This is a genomic window from Xanthomonas codiaei, from assembly GCF_002939785.1.
Lineage (GTDB): Bacteria > Pseudomonadota > Gammaproteobacteria > Xanthomonadales > Xanthomonadaceae > Xanthomonas > Xanthomonas codiaei.
The window spans coordinates 1-22940 of record NZ_MDEC01000008.1 but is presented as its reverse complement, the minus strand read 5'-3'; the positions used below and the strand labels follow the sequence as shown (position 1 = coordinate 22940).

20 protein-coding genes are annotated in these 22940 nt (G+C 66.5%); 15 read left to right on the top strand and 5 right to left on the bottom strand.

Features of this window, described 5'->3' with window-relative positions; translation table 11 throughout:
* Positions 1 to 3 precede the first annotated feature (3 nt).
* Both XcodCFBP4690_RS07630 and XcodCFBP4690_RS07625 read right to left on the bottom strand, forming a co-directional pair.
* Positions 4 to 675, bottom strand: coding sequence for an acetyltransferase (locus XcodCFBP4690_RS07630; RefSeq protein WP_104540392.1), 672 nt, complete (start codon positions 673 to 675; stop codon positions 4 to 6).
* A complete protein-coding gene (locus XcodCFBP4690_RS07625) occupies positions 672 to 1109 on the bottom strand; it encodes a sugar 3,4-ketoisomerase (RefSeq protein WP_104540391.1) in 438 nt (145 codons plus the stop codon). Before XcodCFBP4690_RS07625 ends, XcodCFBP4690_RS07630 begins: the two co-directional genes overlap by 4 nt.
* Positions 1110 to 1423: 314 nt before the next feature.
* Between XcodCFBP4690_RS07625 and XcodCFBP4690_RS07620 the strand changes: the two genes are divergently transcribed.
* The 14 genes from XcodCFBP4690_RS07620 to XcodCFBP4690_RS07555 all read left to right on the top strand — a co-directional run bounded on the left by XcodCFBP4690_RS07620 (position 1424) and on the right by XcodCFBP4690_RS07555 (position 12922).
* Complete coding sequence (locus XcodCFBP4690_RS07620) at positions 1424 to 2044, top strand: cytochrome b (RefSeq protein ID WP_146091859.1); 621 nt, start codon at positions 1424 to 1426, stop codon at positions 2042 to 2044.
* Between the two features lie 71 nt (positions 2045 to 2115).
* Entirely contained in the window at positions 2116 to 3462 is a 1347-nt protein-coding gene (locus tag XcodCFBP4690_RS07615; RefSeq protein WP_104540389.1) for a cytochrome C, read from the top strand.
* Between the two features lie 35 nt (positions 3463 to 3497).
* Positions 3498 to 3887, top strand: a complete 390-nt coding sequence (locus tag XcodCFBP4690_RS07610) for a c-type cytochrome (RefSeq protein WP_104540388.1) — start codon at positions 3498 to 3500, stop codon at positions 3885 to 3887.
* A gap of 535 nt (positions 3888 to 4422) precedes the next feature.
* The gene (locus XcodCFBP4690_RS07605) at positions 4423 to 5088 is read left to right on the top strand and encodes a hypothetical protein (RefSeq protein WP_104540387.1); all 666 of its coding nucleotides are present in this window, start codon (positions 4423 to 4425) and stop codon (positions 5086 to 5088) included.
* A gap of 51 nt (positions 5089 to 5139) precedes the next feature.
* Positions 5140 to 5733, top strand: a complete 594-nt coding sequence (locus XcodCFBP4690_RS07600; protein WP_208622709.1) for an RNA polymerase sigma factor — start codon at positions 5140 to 5142, stop codon at positions 5731 to 5733.
* Positions 5730 to 6380: a zf-HC2 domain-containing protein gene (locus tag XcodCFBP4690_RS07595; protein ID WP_167394514.1), complete on the top strand. Its 651-nt coding sequence runs from the start codon at positions 5730 to 5732 to the stop codon at positions 6378 to 6380. The genes XcodCFBP4690_RS07600 and XcodCFBP4690_RS07595 overlap by 4 nt, the downstream gene beginning before the upstream one ends.
* The gene (locus XcodCFBP4690_RS07590) at positions 6377 to 7708 is read left to right on the top strand and encodes a S8 family serine peptidase (RefSeq protein WP_104540384.1); all 1332 of its coding nucleotides are present in this window, start codon (positions 6377 to 6379) and stop codon (positions 7706 to 7708) included. The genes XcodCFBP4690_RS07595 and XcodCFBP4690_RS07590 overlap by 4 nt, the downstream gene beginning before the upstream one ends.
* Positions 7709 to 7718: 10 nt before the next feature.
* Positions 7719 to 8477 carry a heme ABC transporter permease CcmC gene (gene ccmC, locus XcodCFBP4690_RS07585; RefSeq protein ID WP_104540383.1) on the top strand — a complete coding sequence of 253 codons (759 nt, stop codon included), beginning with the start codon at positions 7719 to 7721 and terminating at the stop codon, positions 8475 to 8477.
* The gene (gene ccmD / locus XcodCFBP4690_RS07580; protein ID WP_104540382.1) at positions 8474 to 8674 is read left to right on the top strand and encodes a heme exporter protein CcmD; all 201 of its coding nucleotides are present in this window, start codon (positions 8474 to 8476) and stop codon (positions 8672 to 8674) included. Before ccmC ends, ccmD begins: the two co-directional genes overlap by 4 nt.
* Entirely contained in the window at positions 8671 to 9141 is a 471-nt protein-coding gene (gene ccmE / locus XcodCFBP4690_RS07575) for a cytochrome c maturation protein CcmE (protein WP_104540381.1), read from the top strand. Before ccmD ends, ccmE begins: the two co-directional genes overlap by 4 nt.
* 61 nt (positions 9142 to 9202) lie before the next feature.
* Entirely contained in the window at positions 9203 to 11191 is a 1989-nt protein-coding gene (locus tag XcodCFBP4690_RS07570) for a heme lyase CcmF/NrfE family subunit (RefSeq protein WP_104540380.1), read from the top strand.
* Positions 11188 to 11730: a DsbE family thiol:disulfide interchange protein gene (locus XcodCFBP4690_RS07565; protein WP_104540379.1), complete on the top strand. Its 543-nt coding sequence runs from the start codon at positions 11188 to 11190 to the stop codon at positions 11728 to 11730. The genes XcodCFBP4690_RS07570 and XcodCFBP4690_RS07565 overlap by 4 nt, the downstream gene beginning before the upstream one ends.
* Complete coding sequence (locus XcodCFBP4690_RS07560) at positions 11727 to 12212, top strand: cytochrome c-type biogenesis protein (protein WP_104540378.1); 486 nt, start codon at positions 11727 to 11729, stop codon at positions 12210 to 12212. Before XcodCFBP4690_RS07565 ends, XcodCFBP4690_RS07560 begins: the two co-directional genes overlap by 4 nt.
* Positions 12212 to 12922: a tetratricopeptide repeat protein gene (locus tag XcodCFBP4690_RS07555; RefSeq protein ID WP_104540377.1), complete on the top strand. Its 711-nt coding sequence runs from the start codon at positions 12212 to 12214 to the stop codon at positions 12920 to 12922. The genes XcodCFBP4690_RS07560 and XcodCFBP4690_RS07555 overlap by 1 nt, the downstream gene beginning before the upstream one ends.
* A 170-nt stretch (positions 12923 to 13092) precedes the next feature.
* Here the strand turns inward: XcodCFBP4690_RS07555 and XcodCFBP4690_RS07550 are convergent, their stop codons facing one another.
* From XcodCFBP4690_RS07550 to XcodCFBP4690_RS07540, 3 genes are all read right to left on the bottom strand, one after another.
* Positions 13093 to 15165, bottom strand: a complete 2073-nt coding sequence (locus tag XcodCFBP4690_RS07550) for a PAS domain-containing sensor histidine kinase (RefSeq protein WP_104540376.1) — start codon at positions 15163 to 15165, stop codon at positions 13093 to 13095.
* Positions 15152 to 16666: an ATPase domain-containing protein gene (locus XcodCFBP4690_RS07545; protein WP_104540375.1), complete on the bottom strand. Its 1515-nt coding sequence runs from the start codon at positions 16664 to 16666 to the stop codon at positions 15152 to 15154. Before XcodCFBP4690_RS07545 ends, XcodCFBP4690_RS07550 begins: the two co-directional genes overlap by 14 nt.
* A gap of 344 nt (positions 16667 to 17010) precedes the next feature.
* Positions 17011 to 19869 (bottom strand): hybrid sensor histidine kinase/response regulator, encoded by a 2859-nt coding sequence (locus tag XcodCFBP4690_RS07540; protein ID WP_104540374.1) that lies wholly within the window; start codon positions 19867 to 19869, stop codon positions 17011 to 17013.
* Positions 19870 to 20487: 618 nt separating this feature from the next.
* Between XcodCFBP4690_RS07540 and XcodCFBP4690_RS07535 the strand changes: the two genes are divergently transcribed.
* Positions 20488 to 22599 carry a methyl-accepting chemotaxis protein gene (locus XcodCFBP4690_RS07535; protein ID WP_104540373.1) on the top strand — a complete coding sequence of 704 codons (2112 nt, stop codon included), beginning with the start codon at positions 20488 to 20490 and terminating at the stop codon, positions 22597 to 22599.
* Positions 22600 to 22940: the final 341 nt, after the last annotated feature.

The window sequence follows — 22940 nt, the reverse complement described above, 5'->3', positions numbered from 1 at the left end:
GCTTCAGAGCTCCACGTCGAAACTGGACCGGCCGGCCACCGCGCGTGCCGGCGAACCGACATACACGCGGCCGGCTTCGGTGTGCCGGGTCACCAGCGCCCCGGCGCCGATGATGTTGTCTGCGGCAATGCGTACCTTGTCGCTGAGCGTGGCGTTGACGCCGATGAAGCTGCCCTGCCCGATGTCGCAATAGCCGGAGATCACTGCATGCGATGCAATGAACACGTGATCCTGCACCACGGTGCGATGACCGATATGGTTGCCGCTCCACAGGATGCAGTTGTCGCCGATGCGGGTGAACGGCTGGACGACATTGCCCTCGAAGATGAAGCAGTTCGCGCCGATCTGCGCATTGCGCCACACGAAGGCGCGCGAGCTGACGTAGCTGGCGCAACGGTAGCCGCGTTGCTGCATGTCCTGATAGAACCGCCTGCGCAGGCGATTCAACTGGGTCGCGGGAATGGCGACGAACGCCTCGTACTGGCCAGGCGGATACCGTTGCTCCAGTTCCTCGTAAGCCACCACCGGCAGGTCGGCCAGCGTGGGCCGCAGCAGATAGTCGCGCTCCACGCTGAAGGCCACCACTTCGTAGTCGCTATCGTGCTGGAAGTATTCGCAGGCGATCTGTGCGAACTCGCCCGCCCCGACGATCACCAGCGGTTTGCGCGCACTCATGCTTCCAGCCTGCGGTCATGGATGCAAAGTTCGCCACGCACCTCGCGCAGGAACTGGTCGTAATCCAGGATGTAATCGCCCGGGTCGTAGTACTGATCGGCCAGCACCATCAGCACGCAATCGGGGCTGAAATGGTGCAGGTCGCGCCACACCATGCGTCCCAGCAGCAAGCCTTGCGATGGGTCGTCCAGGCGTACCTCGGTCGGGCCATCGCCCTTGCCGTCGTCCAGCAGAATCGTCACCGAGCCATGCAGGGCCACGGCCAGCTGGTTGAGCTGACGGTGGGCGTGCTGGCCGCGATGCACGCCGCCACGGGTGCCGAACAGGTAGTACACACGACGTATCTCGAACGGGACATTGCGCTGCTGCTCCAACGAAACGAGCGAGCCGCGATCGTCGCCGTGGGTATGCAACTGGATGGGTTCGAAGGCCATGGTCGGGTGGGCGTAACCGCTGACTGCACTTAGTGCGACATGCCTGAGTGCGCCGGGATGTGCGAAAGGTTGCGCGGTGTTACGGCCCTGCGAAACGGCGTCCGCGCAAGCGCAGCAGCCGGTGCTATGCCTCGTGGGTCACGCAGCGAAGCGATAAAAATTCGTTGGCGCGATGCAACCTTTCATCGGCATCGCCGCACATATCGATGCACGTTCACCTGGCCGCTGCTGTCGGCCGGCGTGGGGAGCCAGGCCTGGCAGCGCACTGCGGACTGCCGGAACCAACGACCACCACCGGTGAGGATACCGACCAGATGCGTTCACCCCCTCAGGCGCCCGACGCGACAGCCACCGCCAGTGCCGCCACGCGGCCGTTGCCGGACCAGGCAGCGCCGGCCGCGCGCGTCATTCCACTACCCAAATCCATGCGCGTACTGCACTGGCTGACGGTGCTGTGCCTGGTGATGGCGGCCAGCTTGATCCTGCTGCGTGCCGAACTGGATGGGCGCGCACTGCGCCAGTGGCTGCTGGAAGGCCATCGTCACTTCGGCCTGATGGTGCTGCTGTTGTTCGTGCTGCGGGTGGGCCTGCGCCTGCGGCTGCGCTCCCTGCCGCCCGGCCCGCCCGCATCGCTGCTCATGCGCCTGGCCGCCGGCACCACCCATCTGGCGATGTACGGCCTGATGCTCGCATTGCCGCTGATCGGCTGGTCGCTCAGCAATGCCTTCGGCAAGACGGTCTATCTGTTCGGCCTGGCCCTGCCCAACCTGGTGGAAGCCGATGCAGACCTGGGCGACACCCTGGGCGCCTGGCATCTGAACGCCGCCTGGGCGCTGCTGGCCCTGGTGCTGGTGCATATCGGCGCCGCGCTTTGGCACCACCTGGTGTTGCGCGACGGCTTGCTGCGCCGCGTGCTGCCGGGCAAGCACGCATGAGCACTGCCGGTTCCCCCGCCCGTCGCCGTTTCCGCCCTGCCCTACTCCGTTCCGTCGAACAAGGACTTGTCATGCCTACTCCCCAGCCTGCTCCGCACCGTGCCGCCGCATCGCGCACTGTCTCCCTGACGTCCTTGTTGTGCGTGTCCGGCCCGCTGTTGCTGCTGGCCAGCACGCAGGCACAGGCCATCCCCTCATTCGCTCGCCAGACCGGCTCTTCGTGCGCGGATTGCCATATCGGTTCCTACGGCCCCTCGCTCACGCCCTACGGCATGCGTTTCAAGCTGGGCGGTTTCACCGATACCAATGGCGAGGGCACCAAGATTCCGGTTTCCGGCCAGCTCACCTGGTCGCGCAACAACCCCAGCCGCGGCGACAGCACCGCGCGCCTGCGCCAGGCCGATCTGTATCTGGCCGGCCGGGTCAGCGACAACGTGGGCGGTTACTCCAAGATCCGCTCCACCAACAGCGGCAATGCCACCTTCGATACGCGCCTGGACGATGTGGACCTGCGCTTTGTCAGCAAGCCGTTCGAGATGGCCGGCAAGGACACCATGATCGGTGTCAGCGTCAACAACAATCCGGGCATTTCCGACCCGATCCATGTGCTGCCCAACGCCTCCACATTGACCCCGGCCTCCAACGGCGGTGCATCGACGATGCTCAGCTCCTCGGCGTTGTCCAACCGCGTCATCGGCGCCAGCGTGTACGGCCTGTACGACAAGAACTGGTACGGCGAGGTGGGCAGCTACAGCGCGCTGTCGCCCTCGGCGCAGGATCGCCTCGGCTGGCCGATCAACGGCGACCCGGGCAAGCTCAGCGACACCAGCTATGCACGCCTGGCCTATATGAAGGACATGAAGCGGCAGTTCTTCTCGGTCGGCCTGACCGCGCTCAACACGCGCCGGCAGCGTCCGCGCAACGGGCCCAGCGACGATCTCACCGACTTCGGCTACGACCTGACCTATCAATTCCTCGGCACCCGCGAACACGTGGCGTCGCTGGCTTACGTCAACATCTACGAGCGGCGCAAGTACGGCAGCCCACTGATTCCTTCCGACCCGACCATGCCTGCGCTGGAACGCGGCAGCGTGCGCGATCAGACCTTCAGCGTGAACTATGCCTACAAACAGACTTATGGCGTGCTGGCCGCGCACATGATCAACACCGGCTCGTTCGATGCGGCGCGGTACTCGCCAGTGGGCATTCCCGACACCACCAGCAATCTGATCCTGCTGTACTGGACCCCGTTCGGCAAGGACGGCACCTATACCTCGATGGCCAACCTGCGCCTGTCCGCCGGCTGGTTCCGCTTCGACAAGTTCAACGGCAGCACGTCCAACGTGTTCCGCGGCCCGCCGATCACCAATCCGCGCGATCTCGACAGCTTCACGGTGTCGGTCAACCTGATGTTCTGATCTCCCCCACGTTGCACGCAACCGTACGGACCCACATGCATCCATTCAACAAGACCCTGATGTGCGCTTCGCTGGCCGGGCTGCTGCTGGCCGGTACCACCCTGTCCACGCCGGCACGTGCCGCCGATGGCAAGAGCGTGTTCACCACAGAATGCGCCGAATGCCACAGCGCCACCCAAGGCAAGAACAAGAAGGGCCCCTCCCTGTTCGGCATCGTCAACCGTCAAGCCGGCACCGTGGCGGACTTCAGCGGCTACTCGCCGGAACTCAAGGCGAGCAAGCGCACCTGGGATGCGGCCAGCCTGAAAAGCTTTCTCAAGCAGGATTCCAAGAAGGCCCTGCCCGGCACCAAGATGAAGTACGAGGGCCTGGAAGACGAAAAGGAACTGGACGCCCTGATCGCCTACCTCAACACCCTGCACTGATCCGCGCCGGGCGGGACAGCGCCACGGCGGCCGGCACGGCGCCGATGGCGAGGCGGGAGATGCCGGCGACGGCGTGTTGGGCCGGGTTCGGCGCTCGCGGGGGATGAGCGCGTCGCACACCGCCGTGCCTGCATCAAGTCAGGCACGGCCGACGAGCCGTCGCCCCTGCCGTGGGCATCCGCAGCCCCCCGCAGCCGCACCGCGCAGCCGGGCGGGACCGCGTTGCGCGATGCAGTCTCTTCGCGTATACGGACCGAACCGTCGCAGCTGCGGCGGTCTCGTGCTGCGTGATGGGTCACTATCGCGCCCCGCTCCGTGCCGATATCCAACGCCCTTGCCGAACGTTTTGCCTACCAAGCAGGCCCTCTTGCGAACGCGCCGCCACTGCGCCTGCGACGGGCAGCCATGGTCCGCCACAGGCGCAGCGTCGCGGCGCCACCGACTCCTTTCCGCCGGCCCACGCTGCACACACCCGCACTGCCGGCGGCGGCTGCTTCGCCGCTCGCGGCTGCGCCGGGGACTGCTGCTCGCGCTGATGGCCAGCCCCTGCGGCAGCGCGCTGGCCGATAGTCTGGGCGGCGCGGTCGCGGTCGCCTCGACCCTGATCGACCGCGGCATCTCCATCGCCCCCAATCGCGTCACCCTGCAGGCGGCCGGCTATTGGCTGCCCGCACCCGGTTGGTCGATGTCGGCCTCCGCGGCGTTGCAATCGCCCTCCTTCAGCAGGCCGGTGGCGCTCACGTTGCAGGGTGCGCGTGGCTGGATGCTGAACGACCGCTGGCAGATGCAGGCCAGCCTGCTGTACTACGCCTATCCGGCCGACCGCCAGTCGCGCAGCTTCGACCGCCAGGAAGCGAGCCTGGCCTGGTCCTACCGCGACCTGCTGACCTTCTCGCTGTCCACCTTCAACTTCCCGCGTGCCCAGCGCTCGCTGTGGATCACTGCGGTCGACGTCACCGCCAGCATTCCGCTGTCGGCCAGGTTCAGCCTTTCGGCAGGCGCCGGCGTCTCGGATTTCCCGGCCATGGCCTACGGCGCACCGAGTTCCGGCCGCTATCGGTATGGGCAACTGGGCCTGACATGGAACCGCGCGGCATGGACGGTGAAGCTGGACCGGGTACTGACCAGCAACAACACCCCGCGCGCGCAGGGCGGCCCGGGCGAGACGCCGTGGGTGGGCATGGTCTCGCGCAGCTTTTGATCCAACCGCAACCTTTTGCCCGCTCGCGGGCACCTAGATGTGTCCTCTGCCATGCCTGCTTCGATGAATGATTCCGACACCCTCGGCGATGCCACCGATCGCATGCTGCTGCGTCGCATGGCAGCGGGCGATCGCGACGCCCTGGCGAGCATGTACCACAGCTACCACGGCCGGCTGTGCCGGTTCCTGTCGCGGCTGACGCGCCGCCCGGACATCATCGAAGAGGCCATCAACGATTGCTTCTGGATCGCCTGGCAGAAAGCCGGCGACTTCCGGGGCGATTCGCAGGTGTCCACCTGGATCATGGGCATCGCCTACCGCTGCGGGCTCAAATGCCTGCGCCAGCACGACGGCGAAGCCATCGACGACACCGCCGTGGTGGAAGACCACGCCCCCAGCGCCGACGACGGCGACGACCGCGAGCTGCGCGACTGGCTGGACAAGGGCATGGAGCGGCTATCGCCGGACCAGCGCCTGGTCATCGAACTGGTCTACGGCGTCGGCCACAAGCTGGAAGAAGTCGCCGACATCATGCAGTGCCCGGTGGGCACGATCAAAGCCCGGCTGTTCCACGCCCGGGTCAAATTACGCAATGTGCTGCCCGGCCTGGCCGGCAGCGCTCCTTACACGGAGACCCTGCAATGAAGACGTTTTTCATCGCGCCTGGCAAGGAATGCTCGCACGCCTGGGAATTGATGCCGGCCGTCTTGCTGGATAGCGCCACCGAGGAAGAGAGTGCCTGGTTGATCGCGCACGTGGCCAAGTGCGCCTCCTGCGGCGCCGAGTTCGCCCAGCAGAACCGCCTGCGTCAGGCGCTGGCATTGCCCTGCGCCGTCAGGCTCGACCCCAACGCCGGATTGCAGCGTCTGCTCGGCCGACTGGACGCTCCCGAACAGCGCATCGCACCGCCGCCGGCCGCACGCCGCTCCGGCAGCTGGACGGTGCGCGCCCTGGCCGCCGCTGCATTGGTACAGGCCATCGGCCTGGGTGTCATGGGCGTCAAGCTGGCGTCGCCGGCGCCGTCGCACGACTACCGCACGCTCAGCAGCGCCACCGCGTTGCCGGTGCCGCAAGGCGCCATCCGCGTGGTGCCGGACGCCAGCATGACCGTGGCCGACTGGGACCGTCTGCTGCATGCGCAGCAGCTGCAGGTGGTGGGCGGACCCAACGCCATGGGCGCCTACACCGTGGTGCCGGCCGCACCGCAGCCGCCAGTCCAGCCGCAGCAGACGGTGCAGCAACTGCGTGCCAATCCGGGCATCCGGCTGGCCGAGATCGTCTCCGCTCCATGAGCCGCCTGTTCACTATCGGCCTGCTCGCCGCCCTGCTTGGCACCGGCCCGCAAGGCACCGCGCAGGCCGCCGCCCTGCAGGACTCTGCGCAAACCGCTGCCGCCGGCACCGCGCCGGCAGCCGCTGCCACCGATGCGCACACGCCCGACAGCAGCCGCGACATCCTGCTGGCGGTGGCCAACCCGCTCAGCGCACCGCCGGCCCGCGCCGGCTCCAGCCTGATCGGCTATGCCTCTAGCTACTACGGCGCCGGCCAGAAGGCCGCCGTGCGGATGGAAGCCATCAAGCAGCGCTACAAGTTGCGCGAGGTGGCCGGCTGGCCGATCACCTCGCTGGGCCTGTACTGCGCGGTGCTGCAGCCGCCGCCGGGCGTCTCGCGCGACGAGCTGGTCAGCACGCTGGCCGACGACGAAGGCGTGGAGCTGGTACAGCCGGTGCAGGATTTCTCGGTGTTTTCCGCCGATGCCGCCGCAGACAAGAACACACCGTTGTCCGGTTACAACGACCCGTACGTGGACATGCAGCGCGGTTTCATCGACACCGATGCCGCCAGCGCGCAGGCGGTGACCCAGGGCCGTGGTGTGGTGGTGGCGGTGGTCGATACCGGCGTGGACACCAGCCACCCCGACCTGAAGGCGCGCATCCGCGAAGTGCACGATCTGGTCGACAACACTCCGGTCACGACCAGCAGCGATTCGCACGGTACCGAAGTGGCCGGGATCATCGCCGCCGGCAGCAACAACCATCAGGGCATCGTCGGCATGGCGCCCAAGGCCATGCTCAACATCTACAAGGCCTGCTGGTACGCGCCCACCGTCGGCGCCACTGCACGCTGCAATACCTTCACCCTGGCCAAGGCGCTGGCGGCGATCAACAACAGCGCCGCGCGCGTGGTCAACCTGAGCCTGGGTGGCCCGGCCGATCCACTGCTGAGCAAGATGCTGGCCCACCTGGTGCAGCAGGGCCGCATCGTGGTCGCGGCGATGCCGCCCAATGGCCGGCTGGATGGGTTTCCCAATGATGTGCCCGGCGTGCTGGTGGTGCGCAGCAGCGGGAGCGGCGCGGCCATGCCCGGCGTGCTGAGCGCCCCCGGCACGGACATCCTGACCACGCAGCCGAACGGCCGTTACGACTTCACTTCCGGCTCGTCGATGGCCACCGCGCATGTCAGCGGCATGGCCGCGCTGCTGTTGTCGCTGCAGCCATCGATGGATGCCAGTGCACTGCGCGAGCTCCTGCAGCGCACCAGCAAGGTCTCCGACGGCCAGCTGCAGGTCAACGCCGGCGCCGCAGTCGATGCCCTGTCGCCTTCCAGACATTCCAACTGACGACACCGGCATGACCAAGTGGATCCCGTTGTGGTTGCACAAGCTCAGTTCGCCGCCGATGTTCTATCGCGTTGCAGGTGCCGTGCGTCCGTGGGCGCTGGCGCTGGCGCTGCTGCTCGGCACAGTGGCCGCCTACGGCGGGCTGGTGCTGGCGCCGCCGGATTATCAACAGCACGACGCCTACCGCATCATCTTCATCCACGTGCCCAGCGCCTGGATGAGCCTTTTCATCTACGCCGCGATGGGCGTGTCGGCGTTCATCGCGCTGGTGTGGCGGATCAAGCTCGCCGAAGTGGTGACCATGGCCTCTGCGCCGATCGGCGCGGCCTTCACCTTCATCACCCTGTGCACCGGCGCGCTGTGGGGCAAGCCGATGTGGGGCACCTGGTGGACCTGGGATGCGCGGCTGACCTCGGAATTGTTGCTGCTATTCCTCTACCTGGGCGTGCTTGGCCTGTATCACGCGGTGGAAGACCGCCGTCAGGCGATGCGCGCGGCCGGCCTGCTGGCGCTGGTCGGCCTGGTGAACCTGCCCATCGTGCATTACTCGGTGGTGTGGTGGAACACGCTGCATCAAGGCTCCACCGTGCGCCTGCTCGGCCCGTCCAAGATGGGTGCGGACATGCTGTGGCCGTTGCTGACGATGATGCTGGCCACCAAGTGCTACTACGTCGCCAGCCTGTTCGGCCGCGTGCGGGTGGACCTGCTGGCGCTGGAAAGCGGTAAGGACTGGGCACGCCGCATCGTATTGACGGAGCGCACCGCATGAGCGCCTTTCTGGCGATGGGCGGCTACGGCCAGTACGTGTGGACCGCGTACGCGGTGTTCGTGCTGGTGCTGCTGGCCGATCTTGCGTCGCCGTGGCTGCGCCGCCGCCGGCTGCCGCGCGCGCTGCGCGGGCAACTGCAGCGGCAGATGCCGCGCCGCAGCCGCGAGCAGCCGGTGCTGGAGCGGGACGCACCATGAACGCCACCCGCAGACAACGCCTGTGGCTGGTGGTCGGGGTGCTGGCCGCCGCCGCGCTGGCCGGGACACTGATCGTGCTGGCGCTGCAGCGGAACATGAGCTATCTGTTCACGCCCAGCCAGGTGCATGCCGGCGAAGCGTCCGGCTACCAGCAGTTTCGCCTGGGCGGCATGGTCAAGGCCGGCTCGATCCAGCGCGCCAACGACTCGCTCAAAGTCAGCTTCACCGTCATCGATAAAAACGCAGCCACCCAGGTCGAGTACACCGGCATCCTGCCGGACCTGTTCCGCGACAACCAATCGGTGATCGCCAACGGGCGCATGCAGGGCGAGCGGTTCGTCGCCACCGAAGTGCTGGCCAAGCACGACGAAACCTACATGCCGAAAGAACTCAAGGACGCGATGGCCGAAGGCCATGTCGGCAAGCCGATCCCTGCCACCGCCGCGCCATTGGCTGCGCCGCGTTGATAGGGCGCAGCACGCATTCCCCATCCGATGAGCTTCTTCTCCCGCACCGTGCGACCCGCCCATGACGCCTGAACTTGGCCAGATCGCATTGATCCTGGCGCTGCTGCTTTCGCTTGCACAGGGCGTGTTGCCACTGATCGGAGCCTGGCGCGGCAATACCGCGTTGATGGCCATCGCACGGCCCGCCGCCGCCGGCCAGGCGGTGTTCGTGTGGCTGGCCTTCGGCCTGCTGGCCTGGTCGCTGCTGTCGCTGGATTTTTCGGTGGCCTATGTCGCCGCCAACGCCAACGTCGCCCTGCCCTGGTACTACCGCATTGCTGCGGTGTGGGGCGCGCACGAAGGCTCGCTGCTGCTGTGGATCGCCATCCTGTCCACCTGGACGGTGTTGCTGGCCGCCTTCAGCCGGCATCTGCCGCAGCACTTCGCCGCGCGCGTGCTGGCGGTGCTGGGACTGGTCTCGGTGGGCTTTCTGGCCTTCATCCTGCTCACCTCCAATCCGTTCGGACGGCTGTCGCCGATTCCGCTTGACGGCCGCGAACTCAACCCCGTGCTGCAGGACCCGGGCATGACCTTCCACCCGCCGGTGCTGTACACCGGCTACGTGGGGTTTTCGGTGGCCTTCGCGTTTGCGGTCGCCGCCTTGCTGGGTGGCGAACTGGAACAGGCCTGGGTGCGCTGGGCGCGCCCCTGGACCAATGTGGCCTGGGCCTACCTGACGGCCGGCATCGTGGCCGGCAGCTGGTGGGCCTACGCGGAACTGGGCTGGGGCGGCTGGTGGTTCTGGGACCCGGTGGAAAATGCCAGCTTCATGCCGTGGCTGGTGGGTACCGCACTGATCCACACCCAGGCGGTCACCGAAAAACGCGGCAGCCTGCGCGCCTGGACCATCCTGCTGTCGATCCTGGCATTTTCGCTGTCGCTGCTGGGCACCTTCCTGGTGCGCTCGGGCGTGCTGACCTCGGTGCATGCCTTCGCCGCCGATCCGCGGCGCGGCCTGTACATCCTGATCTTCCTGATCGCGGTGGTCGGCGGTTCGCTGCTGCTGTACGCGCTGCGGGCGCCGAAGATCGCCAGCGGCAAACCCTTCGCCGCCGCATCGCGCGAGACCGGCATCCTGATCGGCAACCTGCTGCTGACCGTGGCCGCGGCGATGGTGTTGCTGGGCACGCTGTTTCCGCTGATCGCCGACGCGTTCGGCATGGGCAAGGTCTCCGTTGGCCCGCCCTACTTCGGCCTGCTGTTCCCGCTGCTGATGCTGCCGGTGGTGCTGCTGCTGCCGTTCGGCCCGTACCTGCGCTGGGGCAAGGCCGAGGCCGCACCGTTGAAGACGCTGGGCACGCGTGCCGGCATTGCCGCCATCGCCTGCGCGCTGGGCGGCAGCCTGGTTGCCGACGGCCAGGCCAAGGCGATCGCCGGGATTGGCGTCGCCGCCTGGGTGGCCGCAGGCACTGCGTTGTATGTGGTCAAGCGCTGGCGCGAGATGCCGCGCGGCCGGCGCTTTCCGGCGGAAATGGCCGGCATGCTGATCGCCCACGCGGGCGTGGCGGTGTTCGTGGCTGGCGTGCTGGTATCGGAAAGCCTGTCGGTGGAGCGCGACGTGCGGCTGTCGCCCGGCCAGAGCGCGCAGATTGCCGGCTACAACTTCCGCTTCGATGGCGTGCAGCTGGTGGACGGGCCGAACTGGAAGGCCGAACAAGGCAGCGTACGGGTCAGCCGCGATGGCCAGTTGGTGGCGCAACTGCACCCGCAAAAACGCCTGTACAGCAGCGAGCGCATCCAGACCGAATCGGCGATCGATCCGGGCATCACCCGCGACCTGTATGTGGCGCTCGGCGAGCCGCTGGACGATCAGCACATCGAATACGACTGGACGCTGCGGCTGTACTACAAGCCGCTGATCCGCTGGATCTGGGCCGGTGGCCTGTTGATGATGCTGGGCGGCTTGGTCAGCGCCTGCGCACGGCGCTTCCGCGCGCCGGTGTCCGCCCCCACAGCCGCTACCTCGCCGGCATACGATGCGCGCCTGCTCGCGCAGGAGTCGCACCCGTGAAGCGCATGCTGCCCCTGCTGGGGTTCTTGTTGGTGGCCGCACTGTTCGGCTTCGGCATCTACTGGACCATGCAGCACAACCCGCGCGAGGTGCCCTCGCCGTTGATCGGCAAGCCGGCGCCGGCGTTTTCGCTGCCGCGACTGGATGCGCCCGAGCAGCGCGTCACCCGCGAGCAACTGCTGGGCAAGCCCTATGTGCTCAACGTGTTCGGCAGCTGGTGCGCCGAATGCGTGCACGAGCATCCGGTGCTGATGGCGCAGGCCGGCACGCTTGGCGTGGCATTGATCGGCTACAACTACAAGGACGCGCCGGCCGATGCCAGCGCGTGGCTGGCGCGCTACGGCAACCCGTATGCGCTGGTGATCGCCGACGAGCCGGGACAGACCGCGATCGACTTCGGCGTCTACGGCGCGCCGGAAACCTTCCTGATCGATGCGCAGGGCACGATCCGCTACAAGCATATCGGCGTGCTCACCCCCGCCGTCATTGATGCCGAGCTGTTGCCCGCCATCGCCGCGTTGCCCAAGGGGGCGCCATGATTGCGGGCTATCGCCGCTTGCAGGCGCACCGCCGTCGACAGGCCCGGCAGCTGCGCCTGTTGCTGGTGTTGCTGCTGGGCGTGCTGCTGGCGCCGTGCGTGCAGGCGCAGGCGGTGGACCCGCTCCCCTTCAAGGACCGCAGCGAAGAAGCGCGCTATCAACGGCTGACCGCGCAACTACGCTGCCTGGTGTGCCAGAACGAGAATCTGGCCGATTCCAACGCCAGCCTGGCACGCGACCTGCGCCATCAGGTGTTTGCGCAACTGCAGGCCGGCAGGAGCGATGCGCAGATCAAGCAGTACATGGTCGAGCGCTATTCGGACTTCGTGCTGTACGACCCGCCGGTCAGGCGCGGCACCTGGCTGCTGTGGTTCGGGCCGCTGCTGATGCTCGGCGCCGGCGCCGGCGTGGTGATCCACACCGTGCGCAAACGCGCGCGGGTGGGCACACCGGCAGCACCGCAGGCAGAGGAAGAGTGGTGATGACCGGTTTCTATCTCGCCAGCGCCCTGCTGGTCGCCGCAGCGCTGCTGCTACTGCTGTTGCCGCTGCTGCGCAACCCGACGCGCCATGGCAGTGGACGTTACGCGCTGCCGGTTCTGCTGGCGGTGGCCCTGCCGCTCGCCACCGCCGGCCTGTATCGCCTGGTGGGCACGCCCGAGGCGATCGTGCAGCGCGTGGTCGCCGCGCCGCCGCCGGCCGCACCACCAGGCGCACAAGCCGTGCCCGTGGCCGAGCCTGCGCAAACGCAGGCTGCCAGTGCCGCGCAGGACGCGCAGATGCAGGCGCTGGAGTCGTGGATGCAACAGGCCAAGACGCATGAGCAGAACAACCGCCCCGCAGAGGCACGCCAAGCCTATGCGCAAGCGCTGAAGATCGCACCGGATACCAGCGCCGCCATCGTCGGCTGGATCGCCGCCGACATGGCGACGCACAGCGACTTCGCCATCGATGCGGCCTCACGCGCGCAGTTGCAGCAGCTGATCGCGCGCGAGCCGGACAACCAGCGCGGGCTGTGGCTGCTGGGCATCAGCGACTTCCAGCAGCGCGACTACACCGCGGCCACCACGCATTGGCGCCATCTGCATGGATTACTGGAGACCGGCTCGCCGATGCAGAAGGCGGTAGCGGACAAGATCGCCGTGGTCGAAGCGATGGCCAGTACCCGGCAACCCGGTCGCGCGGCGCGCTGAGCATTGCTGCAAGTGCTCGATCAACGCGCGACGTCATCGCGCAGGCACGCGTCGAACGGCCCTGGTGTTCGGCAATGCTGCTCGGGCGCGCTGCAGCCACGTCGGCAGCGGGACGCCAGCAGTGGTGATGCACCCCTGGCCATCGGCCCAGCAGCACCCCGCGCCGTGGCTCAGGACGAAAGTCCCAGCACCTCGTGCAATTTCCCGCTGAACTCGCCCAGCGTAAACGGCTTGGCGATCATGCTCATGCCCTGGCCGAGAAATTCGCCGCGGTCGCGCGCGGTCTCCGCATAGCCGGTCATGAAGATCACCGGCAGATCGCCGCGCGACTGCCGCGCGATCTCCGCCAGCTGGCGCCCGTTGAGCCCCGGCAGGCCCACATCGGTGACCAGCAGGTCGATCCGTTGCGGCGATGCCAGGATCGGCAGTGCGGCGTCGGCATCGGCCACCACCTCGGCCTGGTAACCCAATTCGCCCAGCAATTCGGTGACCAACAGGCGGACCTGTTCGTCGTCCTCCACCACCAGCACCAGCTGTCCCTGGCCGGCCACCACCGCGCCGGCCTGCGGCTCCAGCGCCACGCTCTGCACGCTGCTGCCGGCCGGCAGGTACAGGCTGACCGTGGTACCCACGCCCACCTGCGACTCCACCCACACCTGTCCATGGGACTGCTGCATGAAGCCATAGATCATCGACATGCCCAGCCCGGTCCCCTGCCCGATCGGCTTGGTGGTGTAGAACGGCTCGAACACGCGCTCCAGCACATCCGCCGGCATGCCGGTGCCGGTGTCGGTCACCGACACCACCGCGTAGTCGCCCGGCGCCAGGGCGATGCCACGGCCGAGTTCGAGCGCGCTGTCCTCCACCCGCAGGTGCCGCGTGGCGATGCGCAACAGCCCGCCATTGGGCATCGCATCGCGGGCATTGATGGCCAGGTTGAGCAGCGCGCTTTCCAGCTGGTTCTCGTCGACGTAGGCCTGCGGCAGCGCATCGCACAGATCGGTGTCCAGGCGCACCGACTCGCCCAGCGTGCTCGCCAGCAGGTCCTGCAGCGATAGCACCAGATCGTTGACGTGCAGATGCCGCGCTTCCAGCGATTGCCGGCGCGAGAATGCCAGCAGCCGCTGGGTCAGCGCGGCAGCACGCAAGGCCGATGCCGAGGCCACATCCAGAAAGCGTCCCAGCCCTTCGGTGCGCCCCTGATCGATGCGTAAGCGCGCCAGGTCCAGCGCCGACAGGATACCGGTCAGCATGTTGTTGAAATCGTGCGCGATGCCACCGGTGAGCTGGCCCACCGCCTCCATCTTCTGCGCCTGGCGCAGCGCGGCTTCGCTGGATTCGCGCGCCTGCATCTGCTGCTGCAGCTCGGCGGTGCGCTCGGCCACCTTGGCTTCGAGCAGGCTGGCCTGCTGCTGGATCGACTCCATCGCCTGCGCGCGCACCGTGATATCGGTGGCAAATACATGGAATCCGTCCACCTGCCCGTCCGCGTCGAAACGCGGCATGTAGCGGATTTCGGCATCGCGACGGCGCCCGTCGGCGTGCGGCCAGCTCGCTTCCACGGTGAGCGCCTGGCCGGCCAGTGCCGCCTCGATCCAGGCACGGCGCTCGGCCACCACTGCCGGGCCCACCACATCCACCAGCGGCCGACCGATCACATCCTGCGGCGGAATACCGATCCAGTCTTCGTAGGAACGGTTGGCGAAGCGGTACACCAGATGCTTGTCGATGAAGGCGATCAACACCGGCAAGGCATCGGTGACCCGGCGCAGCTCCGCTTCGCTCAGCGCCAGGGCGGCCCGGCTCTCGGCCAGCTGCGCCATCTGGTCGCGGATCACGAACTGTTTCTGCCGCGACCGCAACGCGGTGGAGACCGCGCTCAACAGCGAGGCCGAACTCAGTGGCCGCTCCAGCTCGATGACGTTGGTCATTTCGGCCGGCAGGTTGGCATGCCGGCCGCGATGGCTACCACGCGGTGCGCGCAGCAGCACGAACGGAATATCCGACCACGCCGCCTGGCTTTGCAGGATCTGCTGCAGCTCCTGCAGATTGCCGCCCACCGCTTCTTCGGTCAGTACCACCACCCCGGAGCTGTCGCGCAGGTCGCCGGCCAGCGCGGTCAAGGCGCCGTAGACCCTGTGCGTCAGCCCGCGCTCGCCGACGATGCTGGCAATGCTGTCGGCATCGCGCCCGAACGGCGCAATGATATGAACGATCGATCCATCCGCATCACACCTGGTCAAGTGCACGATCCAGCAACGGCGCACCGTCTCCCACGAATTGCGGCGTGCCGGTCAGCACCCCATGGAATTTCTCGAGCGGCTCGCTCAGGTGCAGGCCGGTGCTGCCGATCTGCATCTCGCGGATCGAATCCTCATGCGCGCCGCTACGGTTCTTGATGACCGACAAGGCCTTGCGAATCCGCCCCTGCGCTTCGAAGAACCGGAACAGGATGACGGTATCGGCCATGTAGGAGATATTGAGATTGCCGGTTGACATCGTGCCCACCAGACCGCTCTGCGGATTGATCAGGAACGTGGTCACGCCGCTCTGGTTGAGATACGACAGCAGCTCATGCATCTGCAACATCAGCTGTTTTTCCTGCGGCATCGACGATAGATAGCCGTTGAGGCTGTCGATCACCAGCACGCGGCAGTTGCGCGCCTCCACACTCTCCCGCACCGTCCAGGCGAACTCGCCCGGTGTCAGCTCGGCCGGGTCCATCTGATGCAGTTCCAGCAGCCCCGATGCCAGATGCTTGCGCAGATCCATGCCCAGGTTCTCGGCCCGCGTCAGCAACGTACCGGTGCGCTCGTCGAACTGCAGCACGCAGCAATGCTCGCCACGTTCGCAGGCCGCGCTCACGTATTGCAGGGCAACGTTGGTCTTGCCCGAGCCGGCAGGTCCGGTCAGCAGCGTGCTGGTGCCGCGCAATGGGCCGCCATGCAACAGTGCATCGATGCGCTCCACGCCGCTGGACACCGTATCACCGACGAACGGCACGTGGTGCTCGGAGGCGATCAGCCGCGGATAGATCCGCATGCCGCCGGTGGCAATGGCGATGTCGTGGTAGCCGGCGATGAAATTGACGCCCCGCAGTTTCTGCACCTGCATCCGCCGCCGCGCCGCACCGAAATCCAGCGTCATCCGCTCCAGCGAGATCACCCCGTGACACAGGCTATGCAGATGCGCATCGCGCTCGCCATTCTCATCGGTCAGATCATCCACCAGGAACACGGTGATATTGCGTGGCGCGAAGAATTGCTTGAGCGCCAGCACCTGCCGCCGGTAACGCAACGAATCCTGCGCAAGCAGGCGCAGCTCCGACAACGAGTCGAACACCACCCGCGCCGGCTTGACCCGATCGACCTCGGCCTGGATCAGCTTGATGGTGCCGTCCAGCTCCATCTCCCAGGGATGCAGGATGGATTGCTGGCGGCCATCGCCCAGGAACGCTTCTGCCGAAGCGAGCTCGAACACATGCAGCGCCTGCAAAGACCAGCCATGCGAGGCAGCCACCTCGTTGAGCTCATCGATGGTTTCCGAGAGCGTGACATACAGGCAGCTCTCGCCCTTGGCGGCACCGTCGAGCAGGAACTGCAGCGACATGGTGGTCTTGCCGGAGCCGGGCTGGCCTTCCAGCAGATACAGCCGGTTGGCGGGCAGGCCACCGCGAAGGATGGTGTCAAGCCCCGTCGTTCCGGTAGTGATACGGTTTGCGATCATCGGCTTCACGTTTTCCATGCCGTCAAATCTAACATGCATGCGCGATTGCCCATTGCCTGGCCCTGAACTGATCACCTCGCTTGGCTTGACACGCCGGGCCACCACCCGAATTTTGCGTGATCGATCAGACATTCCCGATGATTCACGCTGTGACACGCATGGGCGAAGCTCGTCATTCGTGACTTCTCTCACCCTTGTTTGTGAGGACGCCGACACATCCGCCACAGGAGGCAGATCGCGTGAGACGCAAAGCGATCGCTGTTGCGCCTGCTCGAAACCGCAGTGAGCGACGCATCACCCCATGCACGCACCCTGGCGGTCGAGCACCACGCCATTCCTACAGTGATCGTCGACATCCTGCGTCACTGCGAACGCCATTCCAGCAACCGCGCCACACGCCGCTCCAGGTCGGCTGCCAGGAACGGCTTGGTCAACACTTCCATGCCATCGTCCAGTTGTCCCGCGCCCACCGCTGCGGTCGCTGCATAGCCGGTCACGAACAGCACTGGCAAGCCGGGCCGGTACTGCCGGCCCGCATCGGCAACCTGGCGCCCGTTCAAACCGCCGGTCAGCCCGACATCGGTCACCAGCACATCGATGGCCTCCGATGAGCGCAGCCGCTCCACCGCGGCGCTGCCTTCACCCGTTTCGATCACGCGGTAACCGGCCTCGGTGAGAACTTCGCAGATCAGCGCGCGAATGGCAGGCTCGTCTTCCACCAGCAACACACTGCAACTCCGCACCGCGGCGGCCGGCGGCGGCTCGGCCGCGTCGCTGGTCTCGGTGCCCGCCTGCTCGCCGTCGAACCGCGGCAGGTACAGCGCCATGGTGGTCCCCACACCGACTTCAGACTCGATGCGCACGTGCCCGCCGGACTGGCGGGTGAATCCATAGATCATCGACAGGCCCAGTCCGGTGCCCTGCCCGATCGGCTTGGTGGTGAAGAAGGGCTCGAAGACCTTGGACATGACATCGGCGCTCATGCCGGTGCCGGTGTCGCGCACGCTCAGGCACACATAGTCGCCCGGTGGCAGATCCAGTTGCTGCGCCGCGGCCTGATCCAGCGAGCGGTTATGCAGGCTGATGATGAGTTCGCCGCCATCGGGCATGGCATCGCGTGCATTGAGGCAGAGATTGAGCAGGGCGTTTTCCAGCTGCGGCGCATCCACCAGCACCTTCCACGCCTGCGGCGCCGGCAACACCTGCAAGCTGATCGATGGCCCCAGGGTCCGCGAGATGATCTCGCGCATGCCCTGTACCAGCGTGTCCACCTCCAATGCGCTGGGTGCCAGCGTCTGCCGACGCGAAAACGCCAGCAGGCGTTGCGTCAGCGCAGTCGCGCGCGCAGCGCTGGTCTGCGCCATGTCCACGTAGCGCTCCAGCCGGTCGTACCTGCCCTGCTCCACACGTGTCTGCAACAGCTCCAGCCCCACCGTGATGGCGGTCAGCAGGTTGTTGAAGTCGTGCGCCAGCCCTCCGGTCAATTGCCCCACCGCTTCCATCTTCTGGCTCTGGCGCAGTTTTTCCTCGGCCAGCAGCAATGCCGCGCTGCGCTCGCGCACGCGCTCTTCCAGCGTCTCGGTCAGCAGGCGCAGCTGCTCTTCGGCCTGCCGCCGGTCGGTGACATCCGATGCCGTGCCGAACCATTCCTCGATCTCGCCGCGCACATCCAGCAGGGGCACCGCACGCAGCAAGGTCCAGCGGACGCGCTGCGCGGCGTCCAGCACGCGGATCTCCAGCTCCAGGCCGGCCTTGTGGGCGATCGCCGTTGCGATGGCATCGGCCAGTTGCCCGCGATCGTCCGGATAGATCCATTCCAGCTGCCAACGCGCATTGCTGGGCAGGCCATCGTCCTGCAGGCCATCGCCTTCATGCAGGCGCAGCGCGCTCCAGTCGGCGGTGGCGGAAAAGATCGATTGCGACGACGCGCGCACCAGCGCATCCAGCCGACGTTCGCTCTTGATCAAGGCCTCGCTGGCCAGGCGCTCGGTGGTGCGGTCGCGCAATACCTTGACGAAGCCGATTGCCGCTCCGGTCTCGTCGCGCAACACCATCAGCGAGCCGTTGGCCCAGAACCATTCGCCGGACTTGCGCACATGCCAGCGCTCGTCCATGCCGCTGCCGCTCTCCAGCGCGGCAGCGGCTTCGATCAGAATCTGCCGCCGTGCGACATCGTCGGGAGTAAAGGTGCGCTCCAGCGACTGCCCGAGCATCTCCGCCTCGCTCCAGCCCAGAATGCGACGCGCGCCCTCGTTCCACGAGGTCACCCGCCCGCGCATGTCGGTGGCGATGATCGCGTAGTCCATCACGCTGTCCAGGATCTGCCGGTTGCGCACCTCCGCCTCGCGCACGGCGCGCTCAAGGCTGATGCGGTCGGTGATATCCAGGCCCTGCACGAAAATACCCGAGACAGTGCCGTCGGCGCCGGCAATCGGCTGGTAGACCAGGTCCAGCAGGCGTCGCTCGCTGGGCCCGCCCGGCACCGCCTGCACGTCGTACACCAGTGCGTTGGCCGAATAGGCGCGCCCGGACTGGTACACCTCGTCCAGACGCTGCACATGCCCCTGTTCGACCGCATCCGGCAAGGCCTCGGCCAACGGCCGGCCGATCACGTCGCGGTGGCCGACCAGGCGCGAATAACACGGATTGGCGAATTCGACACGATGCTGCGGCCCACTCAGGAATGCCATGAACATCGGCGCCTGCTCGAACAGGCGGATCAGGCGTTCGTGCTCGTCGGCCAGCCGCGCCTGCGCCAGCTTGCGCGCAGTCACCTCGTTGGTGACGCAAAACGCGCCGCCGACCTGGCCATCGTCGAGATAGATCGGCGAGAACGAGAACGTCCACCAGGTCTGTTCCGGCGCGCCATAGCGGTTCATGCCGATCGGCACTTCTTCAAAGCGCGATGCACGCCCCGCGAACGCTGCCTCGATCGGCGCGCGCACCGCCTCCCAGGCATCGGCCCACAGCTCGCGCAGCGGCGCGCCCAGCGCCTGCGCCTGTCGCGGCCCCAGGATCGGCGCATACGCATCGTTGTAGAAGAACGTCAGCGCGTCGCCCCACACCACGTACATGCTCTCGGGCGAGGCCAGCATCAGGTTCACCGCATTGCGCAGCGGCGGCGGCCAGTGCGCAACAGGCCCCAGCACGCTGCCATCCCAATCATGCGTGCGGACCGCTTGCGCCATGGTGCTACTGCCGTGCGGAAACGAGGCGCTCATGCGGCGCGCACACACGGCGCGGTTTGACGCTTGCCGCCGCACGTACCGCAGCGAGCACTCCCCGCGCGGCATGCAGCCGGCTGACCGGTCGACCATCGATGCATCGTTTCAACCATTGAGAAGGACCAGGACCCACCACACGCGAACGACCCGCAGCGCATCAAGGACACCACCGGCCGCACATCATCTTGCCTGCGACCGCCGACGTCCAGCCGCCAGCGGCAAACCGACTGAATCGATCACATGGCCACTCCGCCGCGCGGGAGCGTCGGCGGCCGCAGGCCGGCTTTACGGCGCCGGAGGCTGCCCCGGCGCCGCAGGCCGCCGTAGTGCGCGAGACAGGCACTCGGGCGCCACGCCTCAGTGCAGGTCAGGCGATCGAGCGAGCCTTGGGGGTGAGCATCGCCATGCGTGATTCGGCAAGCCAGGCCGCTTCGAGCAGATCCAACCGCACCTGAACCCGCTGCGGCGCAGAGTTCAGTTTCATTGGTCGAGGCCGCTATCGATCAGGTCGAGACCCACCCGATGCTACGGCCATCCTGCCTCCCCGGCCGTATCGCAAGTCTTCGCCTCCCTGCTATTGGGGACCTCCCGCCCTATTGCCTGTCGGATCACCCTATGCATTTCCTCTCGAATCTGCGCATTGGTCAGCGCCTGGCGCTCGGCTTTCTCGCCATCATCGTTCTGATGGTGATCCTGACCGTGGTCGGCATCCAGCGCGTGCGGAGCATCGATCAGCAGCTCACTGCCATCAACGAAGTCAACAGCGTCAAGCAACGCTATGCCATCAACTTCCGCGGCAGCGTGCACGACCGCGCGATCGCCTTGCGCGATGTGGTGCTGATGGACGAGCCGGCAGAGCGTCACGCCGCCGAGCAATCGATCGACAAGCTTGCCGCCGACTACGCCCGCTCCGCACAGCCGCTGGACGCTCTGATTGCGGCGTCGACGGACGCGAACGAAAAGGCGATCCTGCAGCGGATCAAATCCATCGAGCAGCGCACCATGCCGCTGATCGCGCAGGTCCGCGCGTTTCGCGATGCTGCGGACAAGCCGCATGCCGAGCAGCAGCTGCTGCAGCAGGCACGCCCCGCCTTCATCGACTGGCTGGCCAGCATCAACGCCTTCATCGACCTGCAGGAAGCCAAGAACCGCCTCGCCGCCAGGCAGGCCGTCGCCACCGCACGCGGCTTTGCGATGCTGATGATGATCTCCACCATCGTTGCATTGCTGCTCGGTGCAAGCATCGCATTCCTGCTTACCCGCAGCGTGGTGTTGCCATTGCGCCAGTCGCTGCGGCTGGCCGAGCGCATCAACGAAGGCGACCTGCGCAGCCAGGATGCCCCGACCGCCAACGACGAATCCGGCCAGTTGCTGCGTGCCATGCAGCAGATGCAGCACCGCCTGCAGGACGTGATCTCCGCACAGCGCACCATGGCGAGTCGGCATGACGCCGGCGAGATCAGCTACCGCACCGATGCGCAGCGCTTTCCTGGCGAATACGGCCACATGGTGCAGGACACCAATGCGCTGGTGCATGCGCATGTGCAAACCCAGCTGCGCATGACCGAGGTCATGGGGCGCTACGCCGTTGGCGACCTGACACCGGAGATCGAACACTATCCTGGCGAAAAAGCCGCCATCACGGCCACCATGCAGCAGGTCAAGCAGAACCTGCGCGCCATCAATGCGCAGATCCACGCACTGACCCAGGCCGCATGCGCCGGCGACTTCGCGCTACGCGGCCAGCCGGAACACTTCGAGCACGACTTTCGCCTGATGGTGGAAAACCTCAACACCATGATGGCCACTTCCGACACCAACCTGGCCCGGTTCTCCGAGCTGCTGCGCTCGATCGCCGACGGCGATCTGACCGTGCGCATGTCCGGCGACTTCCACGGCGTGTTCGCGTCCATGCGCGACGATGCCAACAGCACCGTGCACCGGTTGACTGACATCGTCACGCATATCCAGACCACCTCCAACAGCATTGGCTTTGCCGCTGAAGACATCGCCAGCGGCAACCAGGAACTGGCGCGCCGCAGCGAACAGCAGGCCGCCAGCCTCGAGGAAACCGCCGCCTCGATGGAAGAGCTGACCTCCACCGTCAAGCAGAATGCCGAGCACGCAGGCCGCGCCAATCAGCTTGCCGTAAGTGCCGCGTCCATTGCCTCGCAGGGCCGCGATGTGGTCGCCCAGGTCATCGACACCATGTCCGGCATCGAAACGGCGTCCAGGCGCATCGCCGACATCATCTCCGTCATCGACGGCATCGCCTTCCAGACCAACATCCTCGCCCTGAATGCCGCCGTCGAAGCCGCACGCGCCGGCGAACAGGGCCGCGGATTCGCCGTGGTGGCATCGGAAGTGCGCACCCTCTCGCACCGCTCCTCCGACGCCGCCAAGGAGATCAAGCGCCTGATCGACGACTCGGTGCAACGCGTCGCCGATGGCTCCGCACTGGTGCATACCGCCGGCACCACCATGGGCGAGGTCGTCGCCAGTGTCCAGCACGTCACCGACATCATGGGCCACATCTCCGCCGCCTCGCAGGAACAGGCCGGCGGCATCGAACAGGTCAACCACACCATCGCCCAGATGGACGAAACCACCCAGCAGAATGTACGTCTGGTCGAGGCAGCAAGCACCGCTGCGCGTTCGCTGGAGCAACATTCCACACAACTCACTCAAGCGGTGGAGGTGTTCAAGGTCACAGCCACGATGATGTGAGCATGGCGGCCCAAATGCTCGCCATCGTTCGCGCGAAACGGCGGGACCTATAAGGAAAGAGCTGCCGAGGCTGCAAGAAAGGTCGGCCGATTGATGGCTTGCACTACAGTTGGCGGAGAAAGTAGGGCGTAAAGCCCCCCCTAACCCACTGATCCGTAAGCAAAATACAGACCGGATTATGTAATGGCGTGTGGCTGGCAAGTTTTAGAGTTGCCTAAGATCAGCAGCAAGAAAGGAGACTTCAGCCGCGGATCAGGGTGATACGCCCAGGGTTTCCTAGACATCTCATGGCCATGGAAAATGGTCGATTCGGAGGTGTCTATGAGCAGCAAGCGGTATAC